The 24,508-nt window shown below is 71.1% G+C and carries 25 protein-coding genes; 15 read left to right on the top strand and 10 right to left on the bottom strand.

The features are described 5' to 3' along the window. The first annotated feature begins 201 nt into the window (after positions 1-201). The 5 genes from ACZ3X1_RS16315 to ACZ3X1_RS16295 are packed head-to-tail and all read left to right on the top strand — an operon-like array spanning position 202 to position 5,533. Positions 202-1,011 carry a redox-sensing transcriptional repressor Rex gene (locus tag ACZ3X1_RS16315; protein ID WP_362632107.1) on the top strand — a complete coding sequence of 270 codons (810 nt, stop codon included), beginning with the start codon at positions 202-204 and terminating at the stop codon, positions 1,009-1,011. Then, the gene (locus tag ACZ3X1_RS16310; RefSeq protein WP_356815475.1) at positions 1,008-2,705 is read left to right on the top strand and encodes a glutamyl-tRNA reductase; all 1,698 of its coding nucleotides are present in this window, start codon (positions 1,008-1,010) and stop codon (positions 2,703-2,705) included. The genes ACZ3X1_RS16315 and ACZ3X1_RS16310 overlap by 4 nt, the downstream gene beginning before the upstream one ends. Beyond that, positions 2,702-3,670, top strand: coding sequence for a hydroxymethylbilane synthase (gene hemC, locus ACZ3X1_RS16305; protein ID WP_356815473.1), 969 nt, complete (start codon positions 2,702-2,704; stop codon positions 3,668-3,670). Before ACZ3X1_RS16310 ends, hemC begins: the two co-directional genes overlap by 4 nt. Further along, positions 3,667-5,334 (top strand): bifunctional uroporphyrinogen-III C-methyltransferase/uroporphyrinogen-III synthase, encoded by a 1,668-nt coding sequence (locus ACZ3X1_RS16300; RefSeq protein ID WP_356815471.1) that lies wholly within the window; start codon positions 3,667-3,669, stop codon positions 5,332-5,334. Before hemC ends, ACZ3X1_RS16300 begins: the two co-directional genes overlap by 4 nt. Positions 5,335-5,383: 49 nt before the next feature. Beyond that, positions 5,384-5,533, top strand: a complete 150-nt coding sequence (locus tag ACZ3X1_RS16295) for a hypothetical protein (protein WP_467280043.1) — start codon at positions 5,384-5,386, stop codon at positions 5,531-5,533. On the opposite strand, the gene ACZ3X1_RS16290 is transcribed toward ACZ3X1_RS16295, so the two are convergent. The 4 genes from ACZ3X1_RS16290 to ACZ3X1_RS16275 all read right to left on the bottom strand — a co-directional run bounded on the left by ACZ3X1_RS16290 (position 5,530) and on the right by ACZ3X1_RS16275 (position 7,928). Next, positions 5,530-5,754, bottom strand: a complete 225-nt coding sequence (locus tag ACZ3X1_RS16290; RefSeq protein ID WP_467280042.1) for an alpha/beta hydrolase — start codon at positions 5,752-5,754, stop codon at positions 5,530-5,532. The two genes, ACZ3X1_RS16295 and ACZ3X1_RS16290, sit on opposite strands and share 4 nt — an antisense overlap. After that, positions 5,751-6,788, bottom strand: a complete 1,038-nt coding sequence (locus ACZ3X1_RS16285; protein ID WP_467280041.1) for an alpha/beta fold hydrolase — start codon at positions 6,786-6,788, stop codon at positions 5,751-5,753. Before ACZ3X1_RS16285 ends, ACZ3X1_RS16290 begins: the two co-directional genes overlap by 4 nt. 115 nt (positions 6,789-6,903) lie before the next feature. Then, positions 6,904-7,146 (bottom strand): DUF397 domain-containing protein, encoded by a 243-nt coding sequence (locus ACZ3X1_RS16280; protein WP_390075924.1) that lies wholly within the window; start codon positions 7,144-7,146, stop codon positions 6,904-6,906. Then, a complete protein-coding gene (locus ACZ3X1_RS16275; protein WP_390075922.1) occupies positions 7,143-7,928 on the bottom strand; it encodes a helix-turn-helix domain-containing protein in 786 nt (261 codons plus the stop codon). The genes ACZ3X1_RS16280 and ACZ3X1_RS16275 overlap by 4 nt, the downstream gene beginning before the upstream one ends. Positions 7,929-8,080: 152 nt before the next feature. Between ACZ3X1_RS16275 and ACZ3X1_RS16270 the strand changes: the two genes are divergently transcribed. The 8 genes from ACZ3X1_RS16270 to ACZ3X1_RS16235 all read left to right on the top strand — a co-directional run bounded on the left by ACZ3X1_RS16270 (position 8,081) and on the right by ACZ3X1_RS16235 (position 12,872). Then, positions 8,081-8,506 (top strand): ATP-binding protein, encoded by a 426-nt coding sequence (locus ACZ3X1_RS16270; RefSeq protein WP_467280040.1) that lies wholly within the window; start codon positions 8,081-8,083, stop codon positions 8,504-8,506. 42 nt (positions 8,507-8,548) lie between these two features. Continuing rightward, the gene (gene hemB, locus ACZ3X1_RS16265; protein ID WP_467280039.1) at positions 8,549-9,547 is read left to right on the top strand and encodes a porphobilinogen synthase; all 999 of its coding nucleotides are present in this window, start codon (positions 8,549-8,551) and stop codon (positions 9,545-9,547) included. A gap of 281 nt (positions 9,548-9,828) precedes the next feature. Then, positions 9,829-10,251 carry an RNase A-like domain-containing protein gene (locus ACZ3X1_RS16260; protein ID WP_467280038.1) on the top strand — a complete coding sequence of 141 codons (423 nt, stop codon included), beginning with the start codon at positions 9,829-9,831 and terminating at the stop codon, positions 10,249-10,251. A gap of 16 nt (positions 10,252-10,267) precedes the next feature. Next, a complete protein-coding gene (locus ACZ3X1_RS16255) occupies positions 10,268-10,855 on the top strand; it encodes a hypothetical protein (RefSeq protein WP_356815458.1) in 588 nt (195 codons plus the stop codon). A 19-nt stretch (positions 10,856-10,874) separates the two neighbouring features. Then, on the top strand, positions 10,875-11,450 hold the full coding sequence (locus ACZ3X1_RS16250) for a hypothetical protein (protein WP_356815457.1): 576 nt from the start codon (positions 10,875-10,877) through the stop codon (positions 11,448-11,450). A gap of 12 nt (positions 11,451-11,462) precedes the next feature. Next, entirely contained in the window at positions 11,463-11,762 is a 300-nt protein-coding gene (locus tag ACZ3X1_RS16245; RefSeq protein WP_037918680.1) for an RNase A-like domain-containing protein, read from the top strand. Between the two features lie 12 nt (positions 11,763-11,774). Beyond that, a complete protein-coding gene (locus ACZ3X1_RS16240) occupies positions 11,775-12,431 on the top strand; it encodes a contact-dependent growth inhibition system immunity protein (RefSeq protein WP_467280037.1) in 657 nt (218 codons plus the stop codon). 168 nt (positions 12,432-12,599) lie between these two features. After that, positions 12,600-12,872: a DUF1876 domain-containing protein gene (locus ACZ3X1_RS16235; RefSeq protein WP_030027023.1), complete on the top strand. Its 273-nt coding sequence runs from the start codon at positions 12,600-12,602 to the stop codon at positions 12,870-12,872. 82 nt (positions 12,873-12,954) lie between these two features. Here ACZ3X1_RS16235 and ACZ3X1_RS16230 read toward each other — a convergent pair whose 3' ends face one another. Further along, on the bottom strand, positions 12,955-13,713 hold the full coding sequence (locus tag ACZ3X1_RS16230; protein WP_467280036.1) for an ABC transporter permease: 759 nt from the start codon (positions 13,711-13,713) through the stop codon (positions 12,955-12,957). Next, on the bottom strand, positions 13,710-14,723 hold the full coding sequence (locus tag ACZ3X1_RS16225) for an ATP-binding cassette domain-containing protein (RefSeq protein ID WP_467280035.1): 1,014 nt from the start codon (positions 14,721-14,723) through the stop codon (positions 13,710-13,712). The genes ACZ3X1_RS16230 and ACZ3X1_RS16225 overlap by 4 nt, the downstream gene beginning before the upstream one ends. Positions 14,724-14,825: 102 nt before the next feature. On the opposite strand from ACZ3X1_RS16225, the gene ACZ3X1_RS16220 reads away from it, so the two are divergent. Continuing rightward, complete coding sequence (locus tag ACZ3X1_RS16220; protein WP_467280034.1) at positions 14,826-15,647, top strand: TetR/AcrR family transcriptional regulator; 822 nt, start codon at positions 14,826-14,828, stop codon at positions 15,645-15,647. 1,746 nt (positions 15,648-17,393) lie between these two features. Here ACZ3X1_RS16220 and ACZ3X1_RS16215 read toward each other — a convergent pair. After that, a complete protein-coding gene (locus tag ACZ3X1_RS16215) occupies positions 17,394-18,191 on the bottom strand; it encodes a VOC family protein (protein WP_467280057.1) in 798 nt (265 codons plus the stop codon). A 318-nt stretch (positions 18,192-18,509) separates the two neighbouring features. Continuing rightward, complete coding sequence (argS, locus tag ACZ3X1_RS16210; protein WP_356814737.1) at positions 18,510-20,285, bottom strand: arginine--tRNA ligase; 1,776 nt, start codon at positions 20,283-20,285, stop codon at positions 18,510-18,512. A 190-nt stretch (positions 20,286-20,475) separates the two neighbouring features. Here argS and lysS point away from each other — a divergent pair, with 190 nt between their 5' ends. Next, the gene (lysS, locus tag ACZ3X1_RS16205) at positions 20,476-22,215 is read left to right on the top strand and encodes a lysine--tRNA ligase (protein ID WP_390075911.1); all 1,740 of its coding nucleotides are present in this window, start codon (positions 20,476-20,478) and stop codon (positions 22,213-22,215) included. A gap of 90 nt (positions 22,216-22,305) precedes the next feature. Here lysS and ACZ3X1_RS16200 read toward each other — a convergent pair whose 3' ends face one another. Together ACZ3X1_RS16200 and ACZ3X1_RS16195 are read right to left on the bottom strand one after the other, a co-directional pair. Further along, positions 22,306-23,610: a DUF2637 domain-containing protein gene (locus ACZ3X1_RS16200; protein WP_356814735.1), complete on the bottom strand. Its 1,305-nt coding sequence runs from the start codon at positions 23,608-23,610 to the stop codon at positions 22,306-22,308. A 130-nt stretch (positions 23,611-23,740) separates the two neighbouring features. Further along, entirely contained in the window at positions 23,741-24,502 is a 762-nt protein-coding gene (locus ACZ3X1_RS16195; protein ID WP_356814734.1) for a DUF3558 domain-containing protein, read from the bottom strand. Positions 24,503-24,508: the final 6 nt, after the last annotated feature.

Genomic DNA, 24,508 nt, shown 5'->3' with positions numbered 1-24,508 from the left:
TTGCCCCCTTTGGTATTTGAACGGGTTCGGCGTGCCGTCGGTTCCGGGATTGCGTGCCGATGTCGCGTGACCCCGGTCACTTTGGCCGGACAAAGCGGACACAATCTTTGTGCACGCGTTCACAAAGGCATAGCCTGCTATCGACGGGGCGGTCCTGGGACAAGAGGCCGCCTGCAGCCCCGCTCATCCCGCAGGAGCATCGTGGCAACTGGCCGAACTCACCGACCGGCGACCCGCAGCCGAGGTATTCCCGAGGCCACTGTCGCCCGGCTTCCGCTGTACTTGCGTGCCCTGACCGCGCTCTCCGAGCGATCGGTCCCCACGGTGTCCTCCGAGGAGCTCGCGGCCGCGGCCGGAGTCAACTCCGCCAAGCTGCGCAAGGACTTCTCGTACCTGGGTTCCTACGGCACCCGCGGCGTCGGCTACGACGTCGAGTACCTCGTCTACCAGATCTCGCGCGAGCTCGGCCTGACCCAGGACTGGCCGGTCGTCATCGTCGGCATCGGTAACCTCGGCGCCGCCCTGGCCAACTACGGCGGCTTCTCCGCGCGCGGCTTCCGCGTCGCGGCCCTCATCGACGCCGACCCGGCGATGGCCGGCAAGCCGGTCGCCGGCATGTCCGTGCAGCACACCGACGACCTTGAGAAGATCATCGAGGAGAACGGTGTCTCGATCGGTGTCATCGCGACGCCCGCCGGCGCCGCACAGCAGGTCAGCGAGCGGCTGATCGCGGCCGGGGTCACCTCCATCCTGAACTTCGCCCCCACCGTGCTGTCCGTGCCCGACGGCGTGGACGTGCGCAAGGTCGACCTCTCCATCGAGCTCCAGATCCTCGCCTTCCACGAGCAGCGCAAGGCCGGCGAGGAGGCCGCCGCGGCAGCCTCCGAGCCGGGCTCCGTCGTGGGCGGCGCCGCACCCGCCGCGGCCGTCGTGCCGCCGGCCGGGCGCACCGCCGCCGAGGCGCGCAAGGGCGGCCCCGAGGGCGACGTCCCGGCGGTGATGCCGGCATGAGCCTGCTCGTCGTCGGGCTGAGCCACCGCAGCGCACCCGTGAGCGTGCTGGAGCGCGCCTCGCTGTCGGCCGACGCCAAGACCAAGCTGCTGCACGACACCCTCGCCGCCGAGCCGGCGACGGAGGCGACGGTGCTCGCCACGTGCAACCGCATCGAGCTGTACGCGGACGTGGACAAGTTCCACGCCGGCGTCGCCGAGCTGTCCACGCTGCTCGCCCAGCACAGCGGTGTCGCGCTGGAGGAGCTCACCCCGTACCTGTACGTCCACTACGAGGACCGGGCGGTGCACCACCTGTTCTCGGTGGCGTGCGGACTGGACTCGATGGTCGTGGGCGAGGGGCAGATCCTCGGTCAGATCAAGGACGCCCTCGCGCTGGGCCAGGAGCTGCACTCCGCCGGCCGGCTGATCAACGACCTGTTCCAGCAGGCGCTGCGGGCCGGCAAGCGGGCGCACTCCGAGACCGGGATCGACCGCGCCGGCCAGTCGCTGGTGACCTTCGGCCTGGAGCAGCTCGCGGTGCGCACGCCGGTCGGCGAGTGGGCCCACGGCAAGCGGGCCCTGGTGATCGGCGCCGGATCGATGTCCTCGCTCGCAGCGGCGACCCTCGCGCGGGTCGGCGTCGCCGAGGTCGTCGTGGCGAACCGGACCGCCGAGCGGGCGGAGCGGCTGGCGGAGATTCTGGTTGCCTCAGGCACGGGTGTGCGGGCTTCCGCCATCCCGATGGCCGAGGTCGCCGATGAGCTGACACGAGTCGACGTGGTGGTGTCCTGCACCGGGGCCACCGGGCTCGTGCTGACCGCCGACGACGTGCTCGCCGCCGTGTCCTGGGGCGCCGCCCCGGACCCCGCGCCTCAAACGCCGGCGAGGCTGGATTCGGCTGCCGCCACCGGTTCCGTGCAGGCGCCGCCGGGGCTGGACGCCGACGTGCTCGCCCGGCTGGTCGCCGCCGCCGAGGCCGGCGGACGGCTCGCCGACGCGGGCGCGGCACGGACCATCAGCGCGCCCGTGGACGCCGACGCCGACGGGTGCCCCGTGGGGCCCGACGGACGCTCCGCGCTGACCGGGGTCGACGCCAACTCCCTCGAACTGCACGGGACCTGGGCCGACCAGGGCGAGGCCGCCGCACAGCGGCAGCCCCGCAGGAGTGCCCGTACGCACACCGACGCGACCGCCGTCCGGCTCGCGCTGCTCGACCTGGCCATGCCCAGGGACATCGACGCGGCCGTGCACCGGATCCCCGGCGTGCGGCTCGTGGACATCGAGTCCCTCGCGGAAGCCTCCGCGGACGCCCCGATGGCGGCCGACGTCGACGCCGTGCGCGGCATCGTCTCCCAGGAGGTCGCCGCCTTCGGTGCGGCGCAGCGGGCCGCGCACATCACGCCCACCGTCGTCGCCCTGCGGGCCATGGCGGCCGAGGTCGTGGCCATGGAAGTGGCCCGCCTCGACGGACGGCTCCCCGACCTCGACGAGCGACAGCGCGCCGAAGTCACCCAGACCGTGCGCCGCGTCGTGGACAAGCTCCTCCACGCGCCGACCGTGCGCGTCAAGCAGCTCGCGAGCGAGCCCGGCGGCGCCGGGTACGCCGAAGCGCTGCGCGAACTCTTCGACCTCGACCCTCAGACGGTTGCTTCCGTCAGCCGGGCGGACGCGGCCGATCCGAAGAACGACGACGACCCAGGACGGGCATCATGAACACACGTCCCGACCAGCCGCTGCGGCTCGGTACGCGGCGGAGCAAGCTGGCCATGTCCCAGTCGGGGCACGTCGCCGACGCGGTCCGGGCGATCACCGGCCGGCCCGTCGAGCTCGTGGAGATCACGACGTACGGCGACGTCTCGCGCGAGCACCTCGCTCAGATCGGCGGGACCGGTGTGTTCGTCACCGCCCTGCGCGACGCGCTGCTGCGCGGCGAGGTCGACTTCGCCGTGCACTCGCTGAAGGACCTGCCGACAGCGCAGCCCGACGACCTCGTCATCGCGGCCATGCCGCGGCGCGAGGACGCCCGCGACGCGCTCGTCGCCCGCGACGGCCTGACCTTCGAGCAGCTGCCCGACGGCGCCCGCATCGGTACCGGCTCGCCGCGGCGCACCGCCCAGCTCAACCACCTGGCGCGCTCGCAAGGCAAGCGGATCGAGACCGTCCCGATCCGCGGCAACGTCGACACCCGCATCGGATTCGTCCGCGACGGCGAACTCGACGCCGTCGTCCTGGCGGCCGCCGGCCTGAACCGGATCGGCCGCGGTGACGAGGCCACCGAGCTGCTGTCCGTCGACAGCATCCTCCCCGCCCCCGGCCAGGGAGCCCTGGCCGTGGAGTGCCCCGCGTCCTCCACGGACCTCGTCGCCGCGCTCGGCCGGCTCGACGACCCGCACACCCGGGCCGCCGTGACCGCGGAGCGTTCTCTGCTCGCCGCCCTGGAGGCCGGCTGCAGCGCACCCGTGGGCGCGTTCGCCGACCTGCTGGCCGACGGACGGATTGTCAATGAAATGCGCCTGCGCGGCGTCGTCGGAACCCTCGACGGCTCGACGCTGGTGCAGCTGTCCACCACCGGTCCCGTGCCCCAGTCGTACGACGAGGCCATGGCGCTCGGCCGCGAACTCGCGGACGAGATGCTGGCCAAGGGCGCGGCCGGTCTGATGGGGGAGCGATCGCTTTGAACCCCTCAATTCCGACCACCTCCGCTTTTCCGGCCGTCGCCGCCCACGGACGCGTCACCTTCCTCGGTGCCGGCCCGGGCGACCCGGGTCTGCTGACGCTGCGCGCCGTCGAGGCGCTCGCCGCCGCGGACGTACTGATCGCGGAGCCCGAGGTGCTCGAGGTCGTACGGACGCATGCGCGCGCGGGTGTCGACACGCCGCAGCTGACGGTAGCTGACGAAGTGTCAGCAGCCGCCGGGGTCCCGGTGATCCGGGACGCGTCCAATCTTGTCATGGAGGCCGCACGCTCCGGCAGGCGGGTCGTGCGTGCCGTCACCGGCGACCCCGGACTGGACGGCAACGCCGCCGACGAGATGCTCGCGTGCGCCAACGAAGGAATCCCCTTCGAGGTGGTGCCCGGCGTCGCGACCGCCGTCGGCGTGCCCGCGTACGCCGGTGTTCCGCTGCGCGACAAGCAGGGCGCGGACGTCCGGTTCGTCGACGCGAAGACCGCCTCGGCGCGCTGCTGGAGCGAGGTCGGGACCAGCGACGGCACCCTCGTCGTCTCCGCGACCCTGGAGACCGTCTCGGCCGCCGCGGCCGAGCTGGTGAGCGCCGGGCGCAAGCCCGACACCCCGCTGACCGTGACGGTCTCCGGCACGACGACGCGGCAGCGGACCTGGTGCGCGACCCTGGGCACGATCGCCCAGGTGTTCAAGCAGGGCAAGGTGCTGCCCTCGCCCGAGGGCGCCCGCCCCGTCATATGCGTGGTCGGCGAGCACGGCGCCGCCGCGCGCCGCGAGGACCTGTCCTGGTTCGAGTCGAAGCCGCTGTTCGGCTGGCGGGTCCTCGTACCGCGGACCAAGGAACAGGCCGCTTCGCTCTCCGACCAGCTGCGTTCCTACGGCGCGGTGCCGCACGAGGTGCCGACCATCGCCGTGGAGCCGCCGCGCACCCCGCAGCAGATGGAACGCGCGGTGAAGGGCCTGGTGACGGGCCGCTACGAGTGGATCGCCTTCACCTCGGTCAACGCCGTGAAGGCCGTCCGCGAGAAGTTCGAGGAGTACGGGCTCGACGCCCGCGCCTTCGCGGGCATCAAGGTCGCCGCCGTCGGCGAGCAGACCGCGGCCGCGCTGGTGGAGTTCGGCGTCAAGCCCGACCTGGTGCCGAGCGGCGAGCAGTCCGCGGCCGGGCTGCTGGAGGACTGGCCGCCGTACGACCCGGTCTTCGACCCGATCGACCGCGTCTTCCTGCCGCGGGCCGACATCGCCACGGAGACGCTGGTCGCCGGGCTGATCGAGCTCGGGTGGGAGGTCGACGACGTCACCGCCTATCGGACCGTGCGCGCGTCGCCGCCGCCGGCGGACACGCGCGAGGCGATCAAGGGCGGCGGCTTCGACGCCGTTCTCTTCACGTCGTCCTCGACCGTCCGCAACCTGGTCGGCATCGCGGGCAAGCCGCACAACGTGACGGTCATCGCGTGCATCGGGCCGGCGACGGCCAAGACCGCCGAGGAGCACGGCCTGCGGGTCGACGTCCTCTCCCCGGAGCCGTCGGTGTCGAAGCTGGCGGAGGCTCTCGCCGAGTACGGCGCGGCCCGCCGCGAGGCGGCCAAGGCAGCCGGCGAGACGGTCTTCCGCCCGAGCGAACGCCGCCCGGGCGCGCGCAGGCGTCGTACGACGTGAGCGGCTTAGGCGGCCGGACACGGTCGGACAAGACGGTCGAGGGGCCCGGGTGCACAGCACCCGGGCCCCTCGCGTCGGTCCGGCTCCGGCCCTCGCCCAACACGCGGAGGAACACCCCCGGCTGGAGGCCATCGGCCTGCGGTACGCCCACCACCCCCACCTGCGGGTGCGTCGCAGGGCGCCGCCGGCCGCGACCTAGGAGAAGGGAACCCGGTCCGGGCCGCAGACCGTGCCGGGAGGCGGAAGCGTCCCGTCGACGAGGTAGCGGCTCTCGTACGCGCTGATGCAGCTGCTGGCGTTGTTGAACAGCGCGGTGTGCCCGTACCCGTCGTTCGTGAGCAGGCGGGCGTCCGCCAGCTCACCGGCCATGGCCTCGGCGCCCGCGTACGGCGTGGAGGGGTCGTAGCGGGTCCCGATCACCAGGACGGGACGGGCAAGAGGCTGTTCACCGTGTCGGCGACCGTCTTGGCGTACGTCCACGGGCCCACCGGGTGTTCGCGCAGCTGCTGCATCAGCCGGTCGAACTTGTCGCGGGTGGCCTCGGGGCTGCCCGCCGAGAAGACGCAGCGGGTCGCGGGCGCCGATCCGCAGAGGGTGAGGAACCGGTCCAGGGTGGCGGCGGCCGTGCGGTCCGAGCCCATGCGCAGGAGGGTGGTGGTGCGCGGCTCGCCCTGCGAGGCGCCGTTCGTCCAGGCCTGCGGGTCGATGTTGCTGTCGAGGACCATGGCGCGGACGTTGCCGGGGAAGAGGTTGGCGTAGGTGGCGCCCAGGAGGGTCCCGTAGGAGACGCCGAGGAAGTTCAGCTGCGGTTCGCCCACCGACCGGCGGAGCAGGTCGAGGTCCCGGGCGGTGTCGGCGGTCGACACGTGGCGCAGCAGGTCCGGGTCGCGCTGCTCGCAGCGCCGGCCGAGGTCCTCGTAGGCGTCGGTCCAGGCCTTGCGCTCCTGCGCGCCCACCGGGAAGCCGCCGGGTGGACGGGCCGCCCAGGCCCGGGCCTCCTCGGTGGTGCCGAAGCAGTTCACAGCGGTGCTGTTGCCGATCCCGCGCGGGTCCCAGCTGACGATGTCGAACCGCTCGCGCACTTCCTTCGGGAAGGCGTCGTAGTTCTGCGGCACCTGCACCGTGCCGGGGCCGCCGGGCCCGCCGGGGTTCACGAACAGCGTGCCGACGCGCCGGCCGGGATCGGTGGCCTGCCGCCGGACGACCGCCAGGTCGATGGTGCGGCCCGCGGGGGCGGCGTGGTCGAGCGGCACCTTCGCGGTGGCGCAGTCCCACGGGCTGCCGGGCTTGCACGGACTCCAGTCCAGCCGCGGAACGCCGCTCACCGGAGGTGACGGAGAAGGGGGCGCGCTGCGGGCGGCGGGTCCGGCCCCGGTGAGCACCGCCGAGCAGGCCAGCGCCGCGGTGAGCACCGCCACACGCCGACGGCGGGATGTGAAACCTGGTGCGGACATGATCCGCCCTCCTCCGTCGCGGCGAGGGCCCGGTCCGGCGGCCGACGCCGCCGCATCGGTACACACGCCTCTGCCACCACGTAACCGCCGTTCGCCGGGGCGCGCGACCGCTGGCTCAGGAACGAACCCAGCGGGTGAGACCGGCCCAGGCGCCGGGGCCGAGGGTGAGCACCGGCCCGTCGGCGACCTTGGAGTCCCGCACGTGCACCTGGTCGGCGGGGCAGGCGGCGATCTCGACGCACGCCCCGCCTTCACTGGCGCTGTGGGAGGACTTCCGCCAGGCGATGGCGGCCTCCAGGCAGGCCCCGCCCTGGTCGCTGCTGTAGCTGGACTTGAACCACTTCAGTGGGGTGCTCATGACTCTCCTAGCAACCGGTCCAACAGGTCCGTCGTCTCTGCCAAGTTGAGGGCCTGTGACCGCAGCATCGCATACTTCTGGGAGAGGATGCTGACCTCATTCGGGTCACGTACGAGGACACTGCCGCGCTGGGATTCGGAGTAGGCGAGCCGCTGGAAGTCAGGCGTTTCCAGCAGGATGAACGGGCCTGATAGCCCGGCATGAGCCGTCATGCCCATGGGGAGGATTTGGAGAGAGATGCCCGGCGAGTCGGCGCAGTGGCGAAGGTGACGCAGCTGCTCGTGCCATACGGCATCGCCGCCTAGTCGGTCCCTCAGGATCGGCTCCCACACGATGAAGCTGAGAGTCGGGGGCGTCGGGCGATCCAGGATCTGCTGACGTCGCATCCGCAGTGCGGTCTGGCGCTCTATCTGCTCCTGTCCGATGTACGGGACGTGGCACCCGAAGACTGCGCGGGCGTACCCCTCCGTTTGTAGGAGGCCCGGCACGATGAGAGTGTCGTACCACGACAGCGCCAAGGCCTCCGCCTCCCGCGCCATGTATTCCTCCGCCCAGGCCGGGACCATGTCCACCTCGGGGAGGCGGTTGGCCGCGACCGACAGGAGGCCGGGCAGTGCGAGAGCGCGGTCCATCTTCTCGGCGACGTTGGGCATCAAGGTGCGCCTGCCCTGCTCGATGGAGGCGATGGTCTCGACGTCCATGTGCAGCGCCTCCGCGAAGGCGCGCTGGGTCAGTCCTTTGGCGATGCGGGCGGAGGCGACCTGAGCGCCGACCATCTTCATCGCCGTCTCATTGGGCCGCGGCCTCTTGCGTACTGGCATGTCCGTTGAACTCCCCGCCTCGGCGCGCGAGATACCCGTACCAACCCGTACTCCTCAAGGAGTACGAGTTGGTCGTCTCCTCCACGCTAGTCACGCAGGGCGACGATCGACGGGTGAACGTGGAAATCCAACCGGCCCTGCTGCGCGAGCGGTTCTACCCCCGCAGCCGCCAGACCGTGCGCCCAGCCAGGGAGTTCGCGGCAGAGACACTTCACGCGCGGGGTGTCACATGCCGCCACGACGACGTGTTGCTCTGCGTGAGCGAGCTGGCGACCAACGCCCTGCTGCACGGCGTCCCGCCCGGCCGCGGCTACCGGCTGCGGATGCTGCGTTACGAAGGGGCCGTACGGGTCGAGGTCCATGACAGCGGTGGCGGCCGGCCGCAGATCGCGGATCGCGACCCGGGCGCCGAGGGCGGGCGCGGGTTGCTGCTGGTGGCGGCGGTCGCCGACCGGTGGGGAACCGGGGCACGGGTACCGGGAAAGGTGGTGTGGTGCGAGTTCGCCGTCGGGGCGGGCGGGCCCGGGGTCGGGCTCTAGGCTTGTGGCGACTGCTGTCGAAGCTCGAAGAGGCGACTGAAGATGAGCGCGTACGGATCCTTCCCCGGTTCGCGGCCCCGCCGGCTGCGCACCACCCCGGCGATGCGGCGCATGGTCGCGGAGAACCGGCTGCACCCCTCGGACCTGATCCTCCCGGCCTTCGTGCGCGAGGGCATCAGCGAGCCCCTCCCCATCTCGGCGATGCCGGGCGTGGTCCAGCACACCCGGGACACGCTGCGGAAGGCGGCCGTGGAAGCGGTCGAGGCGGGCGTCGCGGGGATCATGCTCTTCGGCGTACCGGCGGACGAGAACAAGGACGCCCTGGGCACGGCGGGCACCGAGCCGGACGGCATCCTCCAGGTCGCGATCCGCGACGTGAAGGCCGAGGTCGGCGACGACCTGGTGATCATGTCGGACCTGTGCCTGGACGAGTACACCGACCACGGCCACTGCGGCGTCCTCGACGAGAACGGGCGCGTCGACAACGACGCCACGCTGGAGCGCTACGCCGAGATGGCGCAGGTCCAGGCCGACGCGGGCGTCCACGTCGTGGGCCCCAGCGGAATGATGGACGGCCAGGTGGGCGTCATCCGCGACGCCCTGGACGAGACCGGGCACGAGGACGTCTCGATCCTCGCCTACACGGCGAAGTACACCTCCGCCTTCTACGGCCCCTTCCGCGAGGCCGTCGCCTCCTCCCTCCAGGGCGACCGCAAGACGTACCAGCAGGACCCGGCGAACGCCCGCGAGTCCCTGCGGGAGCTGGCCCTCGACCTGGAGGAGGGCGCCGACATGGTGATGGTCAAGCCGGCCGGCCCCTACCTCGACATCCTGTACCGGGTCGCGCAGGCGGTGGACGTACCGGTGGCGGCGTACCAGATCAGCGGCGAGTTCGCGATGATCGAGGCGGCGGCGGAGAAGGGCTGGATCGAGCGGGATCGGGCGATCCTGGAGACCCTGCTGGGCATCAAGCGGGCGGGCGCCGACACGATCCTCACGTACTGGGCGACCGAGGTCGCGGGCTGGCTGCGCAACGCCTGAGGCGCGCTACGGCCAGTCGACGAGGCCGTTGAAGACGATCCAGTCGAGGACTACGGCCGCCGGGGCGATCACGGCGAGCCACACCCTGGCGGCGGCGTGCCGCCGCTGCCAGGGCAGGCGCCTTCCCCGTCTTCGGGAGCGGCCTGCTGGCGGTCCTGGTCCTGCTGATCGCCGCGTGGGGACAGCGGCGCGAGGAACGCGCGCGGGTGGCGTGCGGTGTCCGGGGTCATGGATCAAGTCAACTCCGCGAAAAGCGCCCGAACATGAGTGCGCGTACTCAGGTGACTGTGGTTGTGCTGGCGCAGCGTCTGCGCGACCAGCAGTCGAACGGGCCGACCCAGGCCTGGCCGTACGGCAAGCCGAAGCCGAGCGCCTCCTCGGCCTTCCCGAACTACCAGCGGGCGCAGGAACTCACTCAGCACAACCTCAACCAGAACGCCACGGCGATCGAGGCCTGGATCAAGGGCCCGCCACCGCCGGCCGATGGCGCCGTGAAGGACTTCAAGGGGACGGCGCCCAACGGTGAGGTCAGCGGCATCAGCGTGAGCAAGCAGCCGACCGACGTGAACGATCCGCTGTCCGGATACAAGCAGGGCGGCATGAACGCCAAGGCCGAGGATGTGAAGGGCATCGACACGAGGCTCAAGTACGACAGCAGCCGCAATCCTCCCTTCACCGTCATGACGTCCATGCCCAGCAAGTGAGAAAGGCCCCTCGAAGATGTCCATCGACCAGGAGTCCTGGGAATCCGCAGTACAGCACCTGTACGAGGACGGGTTCGCCTTCATCGCCACCGGTCCGCGCATGCACGAGGACTGGCGGGCCGACGTGCTCGCCGTCATGGAACGCGCCGTCCCCGATCCGCGCGGCTGGGCGGGGATCGACCCGATCGCGCACGAACGCACTGCGCAGCACCCCGCCGTGCCGTTCTGCCGCCCGGCCTTCAGGGACGATCCGTTGCGCCCGCTCACCCCGGCCGACGTGGGGCAACGGATGCAGGAGATCGACCGTGCGAGCGCCGAGAATCTCCTGCTCGCACTCACCGAGGACGGCTGCACCCTGCGGAACGTCACAAGGTTCAGTGAGAGCTTCGACGAGCTTCAGGACCTGGCCCGCACCATCCTCGCCCGCTACGGGGACGCGTCCGTCTGCTACACCAACGTCAGCTCCATCGGGCACGTCGGCTCGCTGGACTTCGGGCTGAATTCAGTGGGCTGGAGCCCGATGACCTTCTACGGGGAGGACTGCGGCCTGGTCGTGGTCTCCGACACCGAGGTCGGGCTGTTCTGGGCATTCGGCGACATCTGAGCCCTGAGAGGAGGATTCCATGCCGACGCGATCCACCGAGGCCGCCACCTGGGAAGCCGCGCTGCTACGGCTCCTGGAGGATGTCTACACCTTCGCTTGGAGCGGCCCCCGGTTGCACGAGGACTGGGCCGAGGACGCCTGCGCCGTCATGGAGCGGTCGGTCGCCGACCCGCGGGGCTGGTCCGTCATGGAATGGCAGATGGACAAGGTGGGGCGGGAGAGCGGCTATCCGTTCCACCCGTTCCTTGCGCTGACCGCCGAGGAGTTGCGGGCCGGGCTCCGGCCGATCACGGCCGGCGCCGCCGTCGAGCTGCTCGCCTCGCTCGCGCAGGAGTGGTTCTTCGAGGACAACCCGGTCCGGTTGAGGGAGGACCGCGACGAGGTACTCGCGGACGCCCGGACCGTGCTGGATCGCTTCGGTTCGGACGCGTCGTTCTGGACCTCCTCCCGCCTCGCCCGTACTTGCGACGCGCCCGACTTCCTGGCCCAGGATCTCAAAAGCGGCCGCCCCTTCACCGACTACATGATGGATCTCGGCCTGATCGCGGTGTCCGCCGACGAGGTCGGCGTCTTCTGGTCGTTCAACGCGAATTGAGACAATGATCCGATGCTGACCCGATCCGCCACCTACCCCGACCGGGAGACCGCACAGTGGGCCACCCAGCAGGTGGTGACCGCCAATGAGCAGGTCATCCACCGCTGGCTCGCCCAGGGAACGCGGGCCCGACTCACCATCGAGGCCGCCTGGCCGTCCCGTGAGGAGCCCGTCGGCCGGGTGCAGTTGGAGGCCATGCTCCTTGCCGGACAGGGGCCCGTCGACGTCCGCGCCGCCCGCGTCGTACTGCGTCGCGAGCCGGACAGCCCGTACGGATTCGTCGTCCAGACCACCGTCCCGTTCTACCTGTAGAGGCAACCGACCGTGCCCATGAAGCCCCTCGAACACGACCGGTGCTACGGCGAGCTCGATCAGGTCATGCGCGCCTACCTCGGCCGGCAGGGGGAGGACACGGCCGAGCGTCGCAGCCCTGCGCTGGACGCCTATCTGCGCCACACCTGGCACACCCGCCCCTGGGCCATCGCGGAGGCGGAGCGCCAGCTGCGCGAGTACAGCCGCAACCCTCCGGGGCGCCTGCGGATCGACCTCGGAGAGTTCTACGCCGTCCCCGACGTCGGGATTCCGCAGGCCGCGATCGGGGACTGGCTGCTCGTGCTCGCCGACCACCTCAAGCAGAGCGTCGAGGACGGCGAGGTGCCCCCGCCGGCGATCCCGCAGACGCACTGGGAGTGGCACGCGCGGTTCCCGGAGACCGCCCAGCTGCTGGGCGGCTGGTTCTCGCAGGACATCGTCGACGAGTTCCCCGACCACGCAGCGGCGGTCGCGGACTACGCCGCCACCACCGACCCGCAGCTCGTCGCCCGTCTCGTCGGCGAGCTCCACGAGCTGATCGCCCTCCCGATGGACGAGGGCGACTACGCCCTGGCCGCTGCGGAACTCGGCATGGAGGTCAACCCGCCCGAGCCGTTCTCGTACGGGGCGTGGTTCCAGTCGGTGGCGACAAGCCTGGCCGGCGGCTGACCAGCCCGAAGAACCGCCGTGCGCGGCTCTGATGCTGCCGGGCCTTACCCCGCCGGTCCGGCCGTTTCGAGCGGCTGGCGCCGTGCCTCGCCTGGTCTGGTTCCGGTCGCGTCCGTCGGGGCGTGGGCGCACTCTGGAGGGAACAGGTGACCCTGGAGGTGATGCACCATGGCCACGCTCGTCGGGTGGCATGTGGAGCTCGAATTCACCGAGGAGGGCCACCGCACCAGTGCGGCGGCCCTGGTAAGGCTCGGGGACGGCTCCGAGATCAGGGCGCGGGGCTATGCCTTGCGTCATCCCTCCGACCCGGAGCAGATGAGGGTCGGGGAAGAGATCGCGGGCGCTCGTGCGCTCATGGATCTCGCGCAGCAGATGTTGCAGAAGGCCCACTCGGAGATCGACGAGGCGACGGGCCGTCATTCCTACCCGCTCAACCGCTGAGCGGGCGGGCGACCACCGGCCCGCCAACCGCTGAGCGGGCGGGCGGACCACCGGCCCGCTGAGGGGCTCCTGACGGAGCCGCTCAGCGGGTCCTGCTGCGGAACAGGACGCTGGCCAGGACCACGGCCACGGCGGTGATGCCCGCGCACCAGGTCAGGGCAGTCCAGGGGGCGCTTGCCGCGGGCTGCGCGAGGAGCAGCGCGCGCAGGGATTCGATCACCGGGGTCAGCGGCTGGTGCTCGGCGAAGCCGTGCAGCCAGCGGGGCATGGTCTCGATGGGGACGAAGGCGCTGGACGGGTAGGGCAGGAACATCATCAGGAAGGTGAAGCCGCCCGCCGCCTCCGGCGTCTTGGCGAGCAGGCCGAGTACGGCGGCCAGCCACGAGATCGCCGTGATGTAGGCCAGCAGCAGCCCGGCGGCGGCCAGGAAGGCGGCCGGGCCGGCCTGGGGCCGGAAGCCGATGGCGAGGGCGACGGCGAGGACGAGGGTGGTGGAGAGCAGGTTGCGCAGGACGGAGGCGGCGACGTGTCCGGCCAGGATGGGGATGCCGCCGATGTCGAGGGTGCGGAAGCGGTCGATGATGCCGGTCCGCATGTCGTCGGCGACGCTGACGGCGGTGGAGGCCGCGCCGAAGCCCGCGCAGAGCAGCATGGCGCCGGGGACCACGTAGGTGACGTACTGCGTCCCGGTGTCGATGGCCCCGCCGAAGAAGTAGACGAAGATCAGCATCAGCATCACGGGCAGCATCAGGGCGGCGATCAGGGCGTCCGGGCTGCGGCGGCTGATGCGCAGGCTGCGGCCGGCCAGGGCGAGGGCGCTCACGGGTGTGGCGGTGATCATCGGTCGGCTCCCGTCAGGGCGAGGAACACGTCGTCGAGGGTGGCGGTGCGGACGGCGAAGCGGTCCACGGCGGTGCGGTCCGGGTCGAGTTCGTCGAGGAGGGCGCGGACGTGGGCGGCGCTCCCGTCGGTGGTGACGCCGAGGGTGAGCTCGTCCGGGGCGAGGTGGACGGCGCGCGGGACGAGCGCCTCGTAGGCGGCCCGGTTGGTGAGGGTGAGGTCCAGCCGGTGGCCGGCGACGCGCGCCTTGAGCTCCGCGGGCGTCCCCTCCGCGGCGATCCGCCCGTCGGCGAGGACGGCGACGCGGTCGGCGAGCCGGTCGGCCTCCTCCAGGTACTGGGTGGTGAGCAGGACGGTCGTGCCGTCGGCGCGCAGTTCCCGTACGAGTTCCCACAGGTCCTGGCGGCTGCGCGGGTCGAGGCCGGTGGTCGGCTCGTCCAGAAAGATCACCTCGGGGCGGGAGACGAGGCTCGCGGCGAGGTCGAGGCGGCGTCGCATGCCGCCCGAGTACGTCTTGGCCGTGCGCGCGGCGGCGTCGGCGAGGCCGAAGCGGGCGAGGAGTTCGTCGGCGCGGGTACGGGCGGCGCGCGGGGTCAGCCCGCAGAGCCGGCCCATCATGCGGAGCGTTTCGGCGCCGGTCTGGAGGTCGTCGACGGCTGCGAACTGGCCGGTGAGGCTGATGCGTTCGCGCACGAGGGCCCGCTCGGTGACGGTGTGGTGGCCGGCGACGCGGGCGGTGCCCGCGTCGGGGGTGGTGAGGGTGGCGAGGATCCGGACGGTGGTGGTCTTTCCGGCGCCGTTGGGGCCGAGGAGGGCGAGGACGCTGCCGCGGGGGACGGCCAGGTCGATGCCGTCGAGGACGCGGACGTCGCCGTATGACTTGGCCAGGCCGGTGGCGTGGATGCCGAGGGCGGGTGGGGCGTCGGTGTGGGCGGCGATGACGTGCGCGCCAAGGGCGCCGGAAGGGTGTCCGGAGGCGCCGGAGGGGTGTCCGGAGGCGTGTGTGGTCATGAGGGATGGGGCTCCCTTCTCCCTCTTCTGCGTATGCCTTACGCTCTTCTGTGTAAGTAATACACAGAACTAGGATGGGGGTCAATCGAGGAGTGGGCGGTCATGGCGGACGAGGACGACGAGGGCAGCGCGACCGGGCTTCCGGCCAGCCTGGAAATGGCCTGGGGGCTACGCGAACGCCCCGGCAAGGGGCCGCGCCCCACGCTCACGCTGCCGCGCATCGTGGAGACGGCCGTGGCGCTGGCCGCCGGTGAGGGGATGGACGCCGTCTCCATGGGCCGGGTGGCCAAGGAGCTGGGCGTCTCGACGATGTCCCTCTACCGGTACGTCACGGCCAAGGAAGAGCTCTACATCCTGATGTCGGATGCGGGCGTCGGCGCCCCGCCGGCACTGCCGCCCGAGGCGGACGGGTGGGGCTGGCGCGAGCTGCTGACGCAGTGGGCCTACGCCCAGCGGGCGGTGCTCATGGCCAACCCCTGGATCCTTCGCATCCCGATCACCGGGGCGCCGGTCAGCCCGAACCAGCTGGCCTGGATGGAGCGTGGGCTCGCGGCGCTGGCGGACACGGGGCTGGGGGAGGGCGAGAAGATCTCGACGATCATCCTCATCGGCGGCCTGGTCCGTAATGAGGCGACGATGGCAGCCGACATGATGGACGCCATCGTGAAGTCCGGCGTCGCGCCGGACCAGGTCCTGGGCCGGTACGTGCGCACGCTGCGGCTGATGACCGGCCCGGACACGCACCCGGCCGTGACGCGGCTGCTGGAGTCGGACGCGTTCACCGGCTCGGACGAGCAGGACTTCCAGTTCAGCTTCGGCCTGAACCGCATCCTGGACGGCCTGGCGACGCTGGTCGCAGGGCGGGCGGAGGCGGGGGCGGGGGCAGCGGGGTCGAGGCCGGAGGCGGGGGCGGGCGGGGTGTGAGCCGGACGGGATTGCCGGGTGGGGCGGGGGCTTCGGGAGGTCGGGAGCCGCTCGGGCGGTGTCAGGGATGTGCTGGGGGTTTCCCGTCAGTCCCATCGTCTCTCCGTGTCGGGCCGGCCCGTCAAGGGCGCTCCCTTCGGTCGCGTCACTTCGTGATGTCGCTGCGCTCCACCCTTGACCGACCGTCCCGCCCCGGAAATACGAGGACAGCCGGGAAACCCCCAAAGGAACGGGCCGGGACCAGTTTTCAGGGACGGGGCGTCGGATGCGTCCGGGCGGAGCCCGGTGCGCGTCCAATCGCTACGCGCTCCTGCCTGACGGCGCCTGCGAGCCCCCTGGGCCGGGCATAAGCCGCCACCAATCGCTACGCGCTCCTGCCAGACGGCGCCTGCGAGCCCCTTGGGTTGGGCATAGGCCGCCATCGATCGCTACGCGCTCCTGCCGGACGGCGTCAGCGAGCCCCTTGGGCTGGGCATAGGCCGCCATCGATCGCTACGCGCTCCTGCCGGACGGCGTCAGCGAGCCCCTTGGGCTGGGCATAGGCCGCCACCAATCGCTACGCGCTTCTCGACGACCGCGTCCGCCCCTCATCTGGGGTCGATAGGGGCCCTATCGAGGGGCGGAAGGGTGATCCATCGGCTCAGCCGAACCCAACCCCCGTCAAGACCACCATGGGATCCCAGCCGTCGGTACAGACAGGGGCAATTGGGGCGAATTGACGGCTCTTTGACGCGCACACCCGCCCAGACATGGATTGGCATCGCTCCAGCCGTCATCTGACGCTTTTCCACCCCACGCAGGGGTCAGACGCCGGCCATGAAGAGCGAAGGAAGGTTTCTGCGGCCCGAGACCAGCCCCAGACGGATCGCAGACGCCTGATAGAGAAGCGGGTGGCGATCTGAGGCGGCTTATGTCCAGCCCAAGGGGCTCGCTGACGCCGTCTTGCAGGAGTGCTTAGTGATCGATGGCGGCCTATGCCCAGCCACAGGGGTTCGCAGGCGCCGTCCGGCAGGAGCGCGTAGCGATTGGTGGCGGCTTATGCCTAGCCACAGGGGTTCGCAGGCGCCGTCCGGCAGGAGCGCGTAGCGATTGGTGGCGGCTTATGCCTAGCCACAGGGGTTCGCAGGCGCCGTCCGGCAGGAGCGCGTAGCGATTGGTGGCGGCCTATGCCCAGCCACAGGGGTTCGCAGGCGCCGTCCGGCAGGAGCGCGTAGCGATTGGTGGCGGCTTATGCCCAGCCCACGGGGCTCGCGGACGCCGTCCGGCGGGAGCACGTAGCGATTTGACGCGCACCGAGCTTCGCCCGCGCATCGCTGGCCGCCCCGAGGGGCCTTTGTCCCCCGGCCCGTTCCTTGGGGGGTTCCCGGCAGTCTTTCGGATTTCCGTGGCGGGACGGTCGGTCAAGGGTGGAGCGCAGCGACATCACGAAGTGACGCGACCGAAGGGAGCGCCCTTGACGGGCCGGCCCGACACGGAGAGACGATGGGACTGACGGGAAACCCCCAGGACTTCCCTGATCCCGCCCTAGCGGATTCCGCCCCTAGGCCGCCCCGCGCTTTCGGATGCCGCCCTGTGTGAACCCCTCGCCGGGGCGGGCGTCAGGGGGTGTGTCCCGGCCGCCGGTGGTCGTGCCGTGGCTGCTGCGAAGTCGGATGGTGGGAGTTTTTTGGGGGGTATTCGCGTCCCGGGTTCCTTCCGCCCGCTGTCACGGATGGCGCGGCGGCAGGCGGAAGGGAGGGGGGCCGGTCAGGCGGGCTGTTCCGGGGCGGTCGCCGTGATCACCGAGAAGACGCCGCCCTGGGGGTCGGCGAGGACGGCCATGCGGCCCGCCACCATGTCGAAGGCCGGGGCCATGACGCTGCCTCCGGCGCGTTCGGTGGCGGCCTGGATCTCGTCGACGTCGTCGACGTGGAAGTACGGCATCCAGTGCGGCGGCACCCCGGCCGGCAGCTTGGCGAGGTCCATCATCCCGCCGACGGCTCGGTCGCCGACCTTGAACTCCGTGTACTCCCCGGCGTCGGGCATCTGGGACTTGGCCGTGGTGACGGGGAGGATGGCGGTGTAGAAGGCGGCCGCGGCGGGGACGTCGGCCGTGTTCAGCTCGTTCCAGATGAGGGCGCCGTGCTCGTTGACGATGCCCGCGCCGTCGAAGGTGCCGGCCTGCCACAGGCCCACGGCGGCGCCTGTCGGGTCGGTGATCACGGCCATCCGGCCGAGGTCCATGACGTCCATCGCGCCCATCATCACCGAGCCGCCGGCGTCGATGACCGACTTGAGGGTGGAGTCGATGGAGTCGGTGGCCAGGTACGTGGTCCACGCGGTCGGCGGCATCGGGTCGGGCACGGAGCCGTCCGGGTTCGACGCCTTCATGATGCCGGCGACGGGCTTGCCCTTGAGGAGGCAGACGGAGTAGCCGCCCTGCTCGGCCGGGCCGACCTCGCCCTGCCAGCCGAAAAGGTCGCAGTAGAAGTCGAGGGCCGCCTGCTGGTCGGGGGCCATCAGGTCGATCCAGCACGGGGTGCCGGGCTTGTAGGGGCCGTTCATGTCGGGCACGGATGCCTCCGCTGGTGGATGGGGGAAGGACGCGCCGACCCCTACCCGGCCCCTACGGCCCGAATCGACCCGTTCGGGTGATGGGCGAACCCTGCACCCTTGGGGTGGCTCACCCGCGCGATGCGGTGTGGAGCGAGACGGAAGCCTCCAGCGGCAGTTGGCGGACGTAGGTGCACACCAGTGCGCGAGCCCCGTGCACCTGCTTATGGCCGTCGTCGCGCGGCAGACGGGTTGACGGTCCTCCGTCAGGACGCCGACGGCCCCCGGCGTGGATGCGCCGGGGGCCGTCGTGCGGTTCAGGGCACGATGTCAGAGCTTCTCGGGGGTGCGGATGCCCAGGAGGGACATGCCCTTCGAGAGGGTGCGGGCCGTCAGCTCGCACAGGAACAGGCGGTTCTCGACCTGCTCCGCCGTGTCCGCCTTCAGGACCGGGCACTGGTCGTAGAACGTCGTGTACAGCGACGCCAACTGGTACAGGTACGCCGCCACCTTGTGCGGGGCGTGGTCCGCGGCCGCCTCGGCGATCAGCTCGCCGAAGTGGTCCAGGTGCAGGCCCAGCGCGCGCTCGGCCGGGGCCAGCCCCAGCTCCGGGTGGGCGACCGGCCGCAGGTCGCCGGCCCGGCGCAGGATCGACTTGATCCGGGCGTAGGCGTACTGGAGGTACACCGACGTGTCGCCGTTCAGCGAGACCATCTGGTCCAGGTCGAACTTGTAGTCGCGCGAGGCCGACGTCGACAGGTCGGCGTACTTCACCGCGCCGATGCCGACGTACTGGCCGTTCTCGACGATCTCGGCCTCCGTCAGGCCGACCTTCTCCGCCTTCTCCCGGACCACGGCCGTCGCCCGGTCCACGGCCTCGTCGAGCAGGTCCACCAGCCGGACCGTCTCGCCCTCACGGGTCTTGAACGGCTTGCCGTCCTTGCCGAGGACGGTGCCGAAGGCCAGCTGCACGGCCTTGACGTCGTCGTTCAGCCAGCCCGCCCGGCGCGCCGTCTCGAAGACCATCTTGAAGTGCAGCGACTGCCGCGCGTCGACCACGTAGATCAGCTCGGTCGCCCCGAGGTTGGTCACACGGTCACGGATCGCGGACAGGTCGGTCGCCGCGTAGCCGAAGCCGCCGTCCGACTTCTGCACGATCAGCGGGGTCGGGTTGCCGTCCGGGCCCTTGACGTCCTCGAAGAACACGCACAGCGCGCCGTTGGAGCGGACCGCGACGCCCGACTCCTCCAGCAGCTTGCACGTCTCGACCAGCATGTCGTTGTAGCCGGACTCGCCGACCACGTCCGGGTCCTGGATGTCCATGTCCAGCTTGTTGAAGACGGAATAGAAGTAGATCTTCGACTCGTCCACGAACCGCTGCCACAGGGCCAGCGTCTCCGGCTCGCCCGCCTGCAGGTCCACCACACGCGCCCGGGCCCGCGTCTTGAACTCCTCGTCGGAGTCGAAGAGGGCGCGCGAGGCCTTGTACAGGCGGTTGAGGTTGGACATGGCCTCCTCGCCGGAGGCCTGCTCGTCGCCGTCCCCGGACGTGTGGTCCAGCTCGTGCGGGTGCTCCAGCAGGTACTGGATGAGCATGCCGAACTGGGTGCCCCAGTCGCCGATGTGGTGGCGCCGGACCACCTTCTCGCCCGTGAACTCCAAGATCTCCACCATCGCGGCGCCGATCACGGCGGACCGCAGGTGTCCGACGTGCATCTCCTTGGCGACGTTCGGCTGCGCGTAGTCGATCACCGTCGTGCCCGCGGACGCGTTCAGCGGGACGCCGAGCCGGTCGTCCGCCGCGCGGGCGGCCAGCGTCGAGATGATCGCCCGGTCGGCGACCGTGATGTTCAGGAAGCCTGGGCCCGAGACCTCGATCTCCTTGATCAGCTCACCGGTCGGGATGCCCTCGACCACGGTCGTGGCCAGCTCGCGCGGGTTGGCCTTCGCCTTCTTCGCGAGCGCCAGGATGCCGTTGGCCTGGAAGTCGGCCCGGTCGCTTCGTCGCAGCAGCGGGTCGGCGCCACCGGCCTCCGGCAGGGCGGAGGCGAGGGCGTCGGCGACGCGCTGGTTGACGGACGAAGCGAGCGAAGGGACCGAGGCCATGAGCTGCCGTTCCTGTGAGGTTTCGTACGCGGGTCGTACTTGGTTGTACTTGGGTCTTCCGACAAGTGCCGAGTATCCCACGCGGGCGCCATCCGTTTCGCGGGATATCACTGGGCGGAAGCAACCCCGGAGTGGCTGCTTCCGTCTGGGAGAATGGCCGAAGCCAGCATTCGAGATAGAAGGACGTGTCGTGGCTCAGAGCGCGCAGAGCAGCACCGAGACCGACTGGGTCTCCCGTTTCGCGGACGAGGTCATCGCCGAGGCGGAGCGCCGAGCCCCGGGCAAAACCGTTGTCGTCGCGTCCGGTCTCTCCCCCTCCGGCCCGGTCCACCTGGGCAACCTCCGCGAGGTCATGACCCCGCACCTGGTCGCCGACGAGATCCGCCGCCGCGGCCACGAGGTCCGCCACGTCATCTCGTGGGACGACTACGACCGCTTCCGAAAGGTCCCCAAGGGCATCCCCGGCGTCACCGAGGAGTCGCACGCCCAGCACATCGGGCGCCCGCTGACCGCCGTCCCCGCCCCCGAGGGCTCCGCGTACCCGAACTGGGCCGAGCACTTCAAGGCCGCCATGGCCGAGTCGCTGGACGAGCTCGGCGTCGAGTACGACCCCATCAGCCAGACCGAGCAGTACACCACCGGTGTCTACCGCGAGCAGATCCTGCACGCGATGAAGCACCGCGGCGACATCGACGCCGTCCTCGCCCAGTACCGCACCAAGGTCAAGCCGGGCGTCAAGAAGCCCCAGCAGAAGCCGGTCGACGAGGCCGAGCTGGAGGCCGCCGAGGGCTCCGGCGCCGCCGCCGAGGACGACGGCAGCGCCGGCGAGGGCGGCTACTTCCCGTACAAGCCGTACTGCGGCCAGTGCGGCAAGGACTTCACCAAGGTCACCTCGTACGACGACGAGACCACCGAGATGACCTACGTCTGCACCGAGGACGAGTTCACCGAGACGGTCAAGCTCAGCGAGTTCAACCGCGGCAAGCTCGTCTGGAAGGTCGACTGGCCGATGCGCTGGGCCTACGAGGGCGTGATCTTCGAGCCCTCCGGCGTCGACCACTCCTCGCCCGGCTCCTCCTTCCAGGTCGGCGGCCAGATCGTCCACATCTTCGGCGGCGAGCAGCCGATCGGCCCGATGTACGCCTTCGTCGGCATCAGCGGCATGGCCAAGATGTCCTCCAGCAAGGGCGGGGTCTTCACCCCCGGCGACGCCCTGAAGATCATGGAGCCGCAGCTCCTGCGCTGGCTCTACGCCCGCCGCAAGCCCAACCAGTCCTTCAAGATCGCCTTTGACCAGGAGATCCAGCGCCTCTACGACGAGTGGGACAAGCTGGAGGGCAAGGTGGCGGACGGCTCCGTGCTGCCCGCCGACGCCGCCGCCCACAGCCGCGCCGTCCGGGTCGCCTCGCGCGAGCTGCCCCGCACCCCCCGCCCCCTCCCGTACCGCACGCTCGCCTCGGTCGTCGACATCACCGCGGGCCACGACGAGCAGACCCTGCGCATCCTGGCCGACCTCGACCCGTCGCAGCCGCTCACCTCCCTCGACGAGGTACGGCCGCGCCTGGACCGCGCCGAGAACTGGATCACCACCCAGGTCCCGGCCGACCAGCGCACCCTCGTACGCGAGGAAGCCGACACCGAGCTGCTGTCCTCCCTGGACGACGAGGGCCGCGAGTCCCTGCGCCTCCTCCTCGACGGCCTCGACTCCCACTGGTCGCTCGACGGACTCACCACCCTCGTCTACGGCGTCCCCAAGGTCATGGCCGGCCTCGAACCCGACGCCAAGCCCACCCCCGAGCTCAAGGTCGCCCAGCGCACCTTCTTCGCACTGCTCTACCGGCTCCTCGTCACCCGCGAGACCGGACCGCGACTGCCCACGCTGCTCCTGGCGGTCGGCGCGGACCGCGTGCGCAAGCTGCTCGCCGTCTGACGCCCCGCCGCCGACGGCGGCCACGGCGACCGGACATACGCAAGGGCCCGCACCCCTCGGGGTGCGGGCCCTTGCGCGTACTGCGTCGCGCTACGCGATGTGCTCGTTCTCCAGCTCCCGCTGGTAGCGCAGCTTCAGCTGCGGGAAGATCTTGCGGATCAGCGAGCCGCTGCGCGGGTGGACCACCCCGTAACGGTCGGCCAGCAGTATGTCGAGCTGCTCGGCGGTCAGCATCTCGCCGCTCTCCACCAGGTGGGTGCGGAAGACCTCGTACGCCGCCTCCGCGAACTTCTCCGCGTCCCCGTCGACGTCGGCTCCGGCCTCGGCGGCCGGGTCCGCCTCGGAGCGGGGACCGGGAACGGGCACCTGCATCTGCTGCTCGTCCGGGCCCATCGGGGGCAGCACCGGGGTCGGCTCCAGACCCTCCACGTACTGCGGGTTGTAGCCGCCCTCGTACGCGGCCTGCGGCGCCTTCGGAGCGGCGAACCAGGCGCTGTTGTGGGCCGCCGGCATCGCCGTCGGATCCACCGCGAACGCCGGCGGGGCAGGGGCGGCCGCCCCGGACACCGCCGCCTGCTGTGCCTGGACCAGGGCCTGCGCCTGCGCCTGTGCCTGGTTCGCGTTCGGCTGCGGCATGTCCGCCGCCGACGCCTCCAGCGCCGGAGCCGCACCCGTGAGCTGCTGCTCCAGCGGCGGCAGCACCGCCGGGTCGATCCCCGTCGCCGCCAGCGCGTCCGGCGCCGTCTGCGAGAGCGGGACACCGATCCGCGCCAGCTTCAGCGGCATCAACGCCTCCACCGGCGCCTTCTGCCGCCAAAAACGCCCGTACCGCGCCTGCAGCCGCGCCTGGTAGATCAGCCGGTCCTGCTCCATGCCGATCGCCTGCTCGTACGAGCGCAGCTCCCACAGCTTCATCCGCCGCCACAGCTTGAACGTGGGCAGCGGCGACAACAGCCACCGCGTGATGCGCACGCCCTCCATGTGCCGGTCCGCCGTGATGTCCGCGATCCGGCCCACGGCGTGCCGGGCGGCCTCCACCGTCACCACGAACAGGATCGGGATCACGGCATGCATGCCGACACCGAGCGGATCCGGCCACGACGCGGCGCCGTTGAACGCGATCGTCGCCGCCGTCAGCAGCCACGCCGTCTGACGCAGCAGCGGGAAGGGGATCCGCATCCAGGTCAGCAGCAGGTCCAGCGCGAGCAGGACACAGATGCCGGCGTCGATGCCGATCGGGAACACCAGGGAGAAACTGCCGAAGCCCTTCTTCTCCGCGAGCTCGCGCACCGCGGCGTACGAGCCCGCGAAGCCGATGCCCGCGATGACGACGGCTCCGGCGACGACGACACCGATGAGTATTCGGTGCGTACGAGTCAGCTGCATCGCGGCCACCCGCGATCCCCTCCCCTTGTCGAGCACAGACCGAGCGCTTACCGCGCCTTTACGGAGCAGCGGCAGGCACAGCGTACGGGTGACTGGATGTCAACGCTCCAGGAGGCCCCGACCCCGACCCGCCACGCTCCTACTGGGGCTGGGGGGACTGCGGCTGCTCCGCCGGCTTGTTGGCGGTCGCGACCGAGGCCACGGCCTCCTTCGCCGCGGCGAGTGCGTCCTGCAGCAGCTTCGCCTGGTCCGGAGCGCCGGCGCCCTCGTAGGCCGCGCCGTTGTAGTCGAGCGTGATCACCACGTTCTGCGTGCGCGCCACGATCGTGGTGTTGAAGAAGTCGACGTCCTTCTTCACCGAGTAGACGACCGACGTGCCCTGGTCGCCCAGGCCCTCGGCCGGCTCGGCCTTCACGTTCTGCGCGCCCTCGGTGGCCTTCGCCGCCTCGACCTGCTTGCCGTACTGCTCCTCGGCCCGCTTGTTGGCGTTGCCGAGCGAGGCGTGCGAATCGGTACGGAACAAGGAGAGCGAGAGCCAGCGGTACTGCGAGCCCTTCAGACCGTCCTCGTCCAGACCGTTCCAGGAGCAGCTGGCGCGGCTGGCCAGGTCGTTCGACTTGGTCGCCGTGCCGTTCTTGTCCTTCGCCTCCGGCACGAGCGTGTCTATCGTCGCCGTCTGGAGCGCCTTGCAGGGGTCCGGGAGCGCGGCGAACGCCGCCTTCTCCAGCTCCGGCTTCTTCGACTTCTCGCCGGGCTTCGAAGAAGCGGACGAACCGGACTTCTTGTCGCCCTTCGCGGCCGATTCCTTGCCCGAGTCGGAGGAACACCCGGCCATGGTGAGGATCACCGGGACGGCTGCGCAGGCGAGAACGCGGGTGAGGCGCGAGGCTGATCGGTGCATGGTTCC

The organism is Streptomyces sp. NPDC023541 (assembly GCF_055559995.1).
The sequence above is the reverse complement of the archived record's forward strand: the minus strand, read 5'-3'. Positions and strand labels throughout refer to the sequence as shown.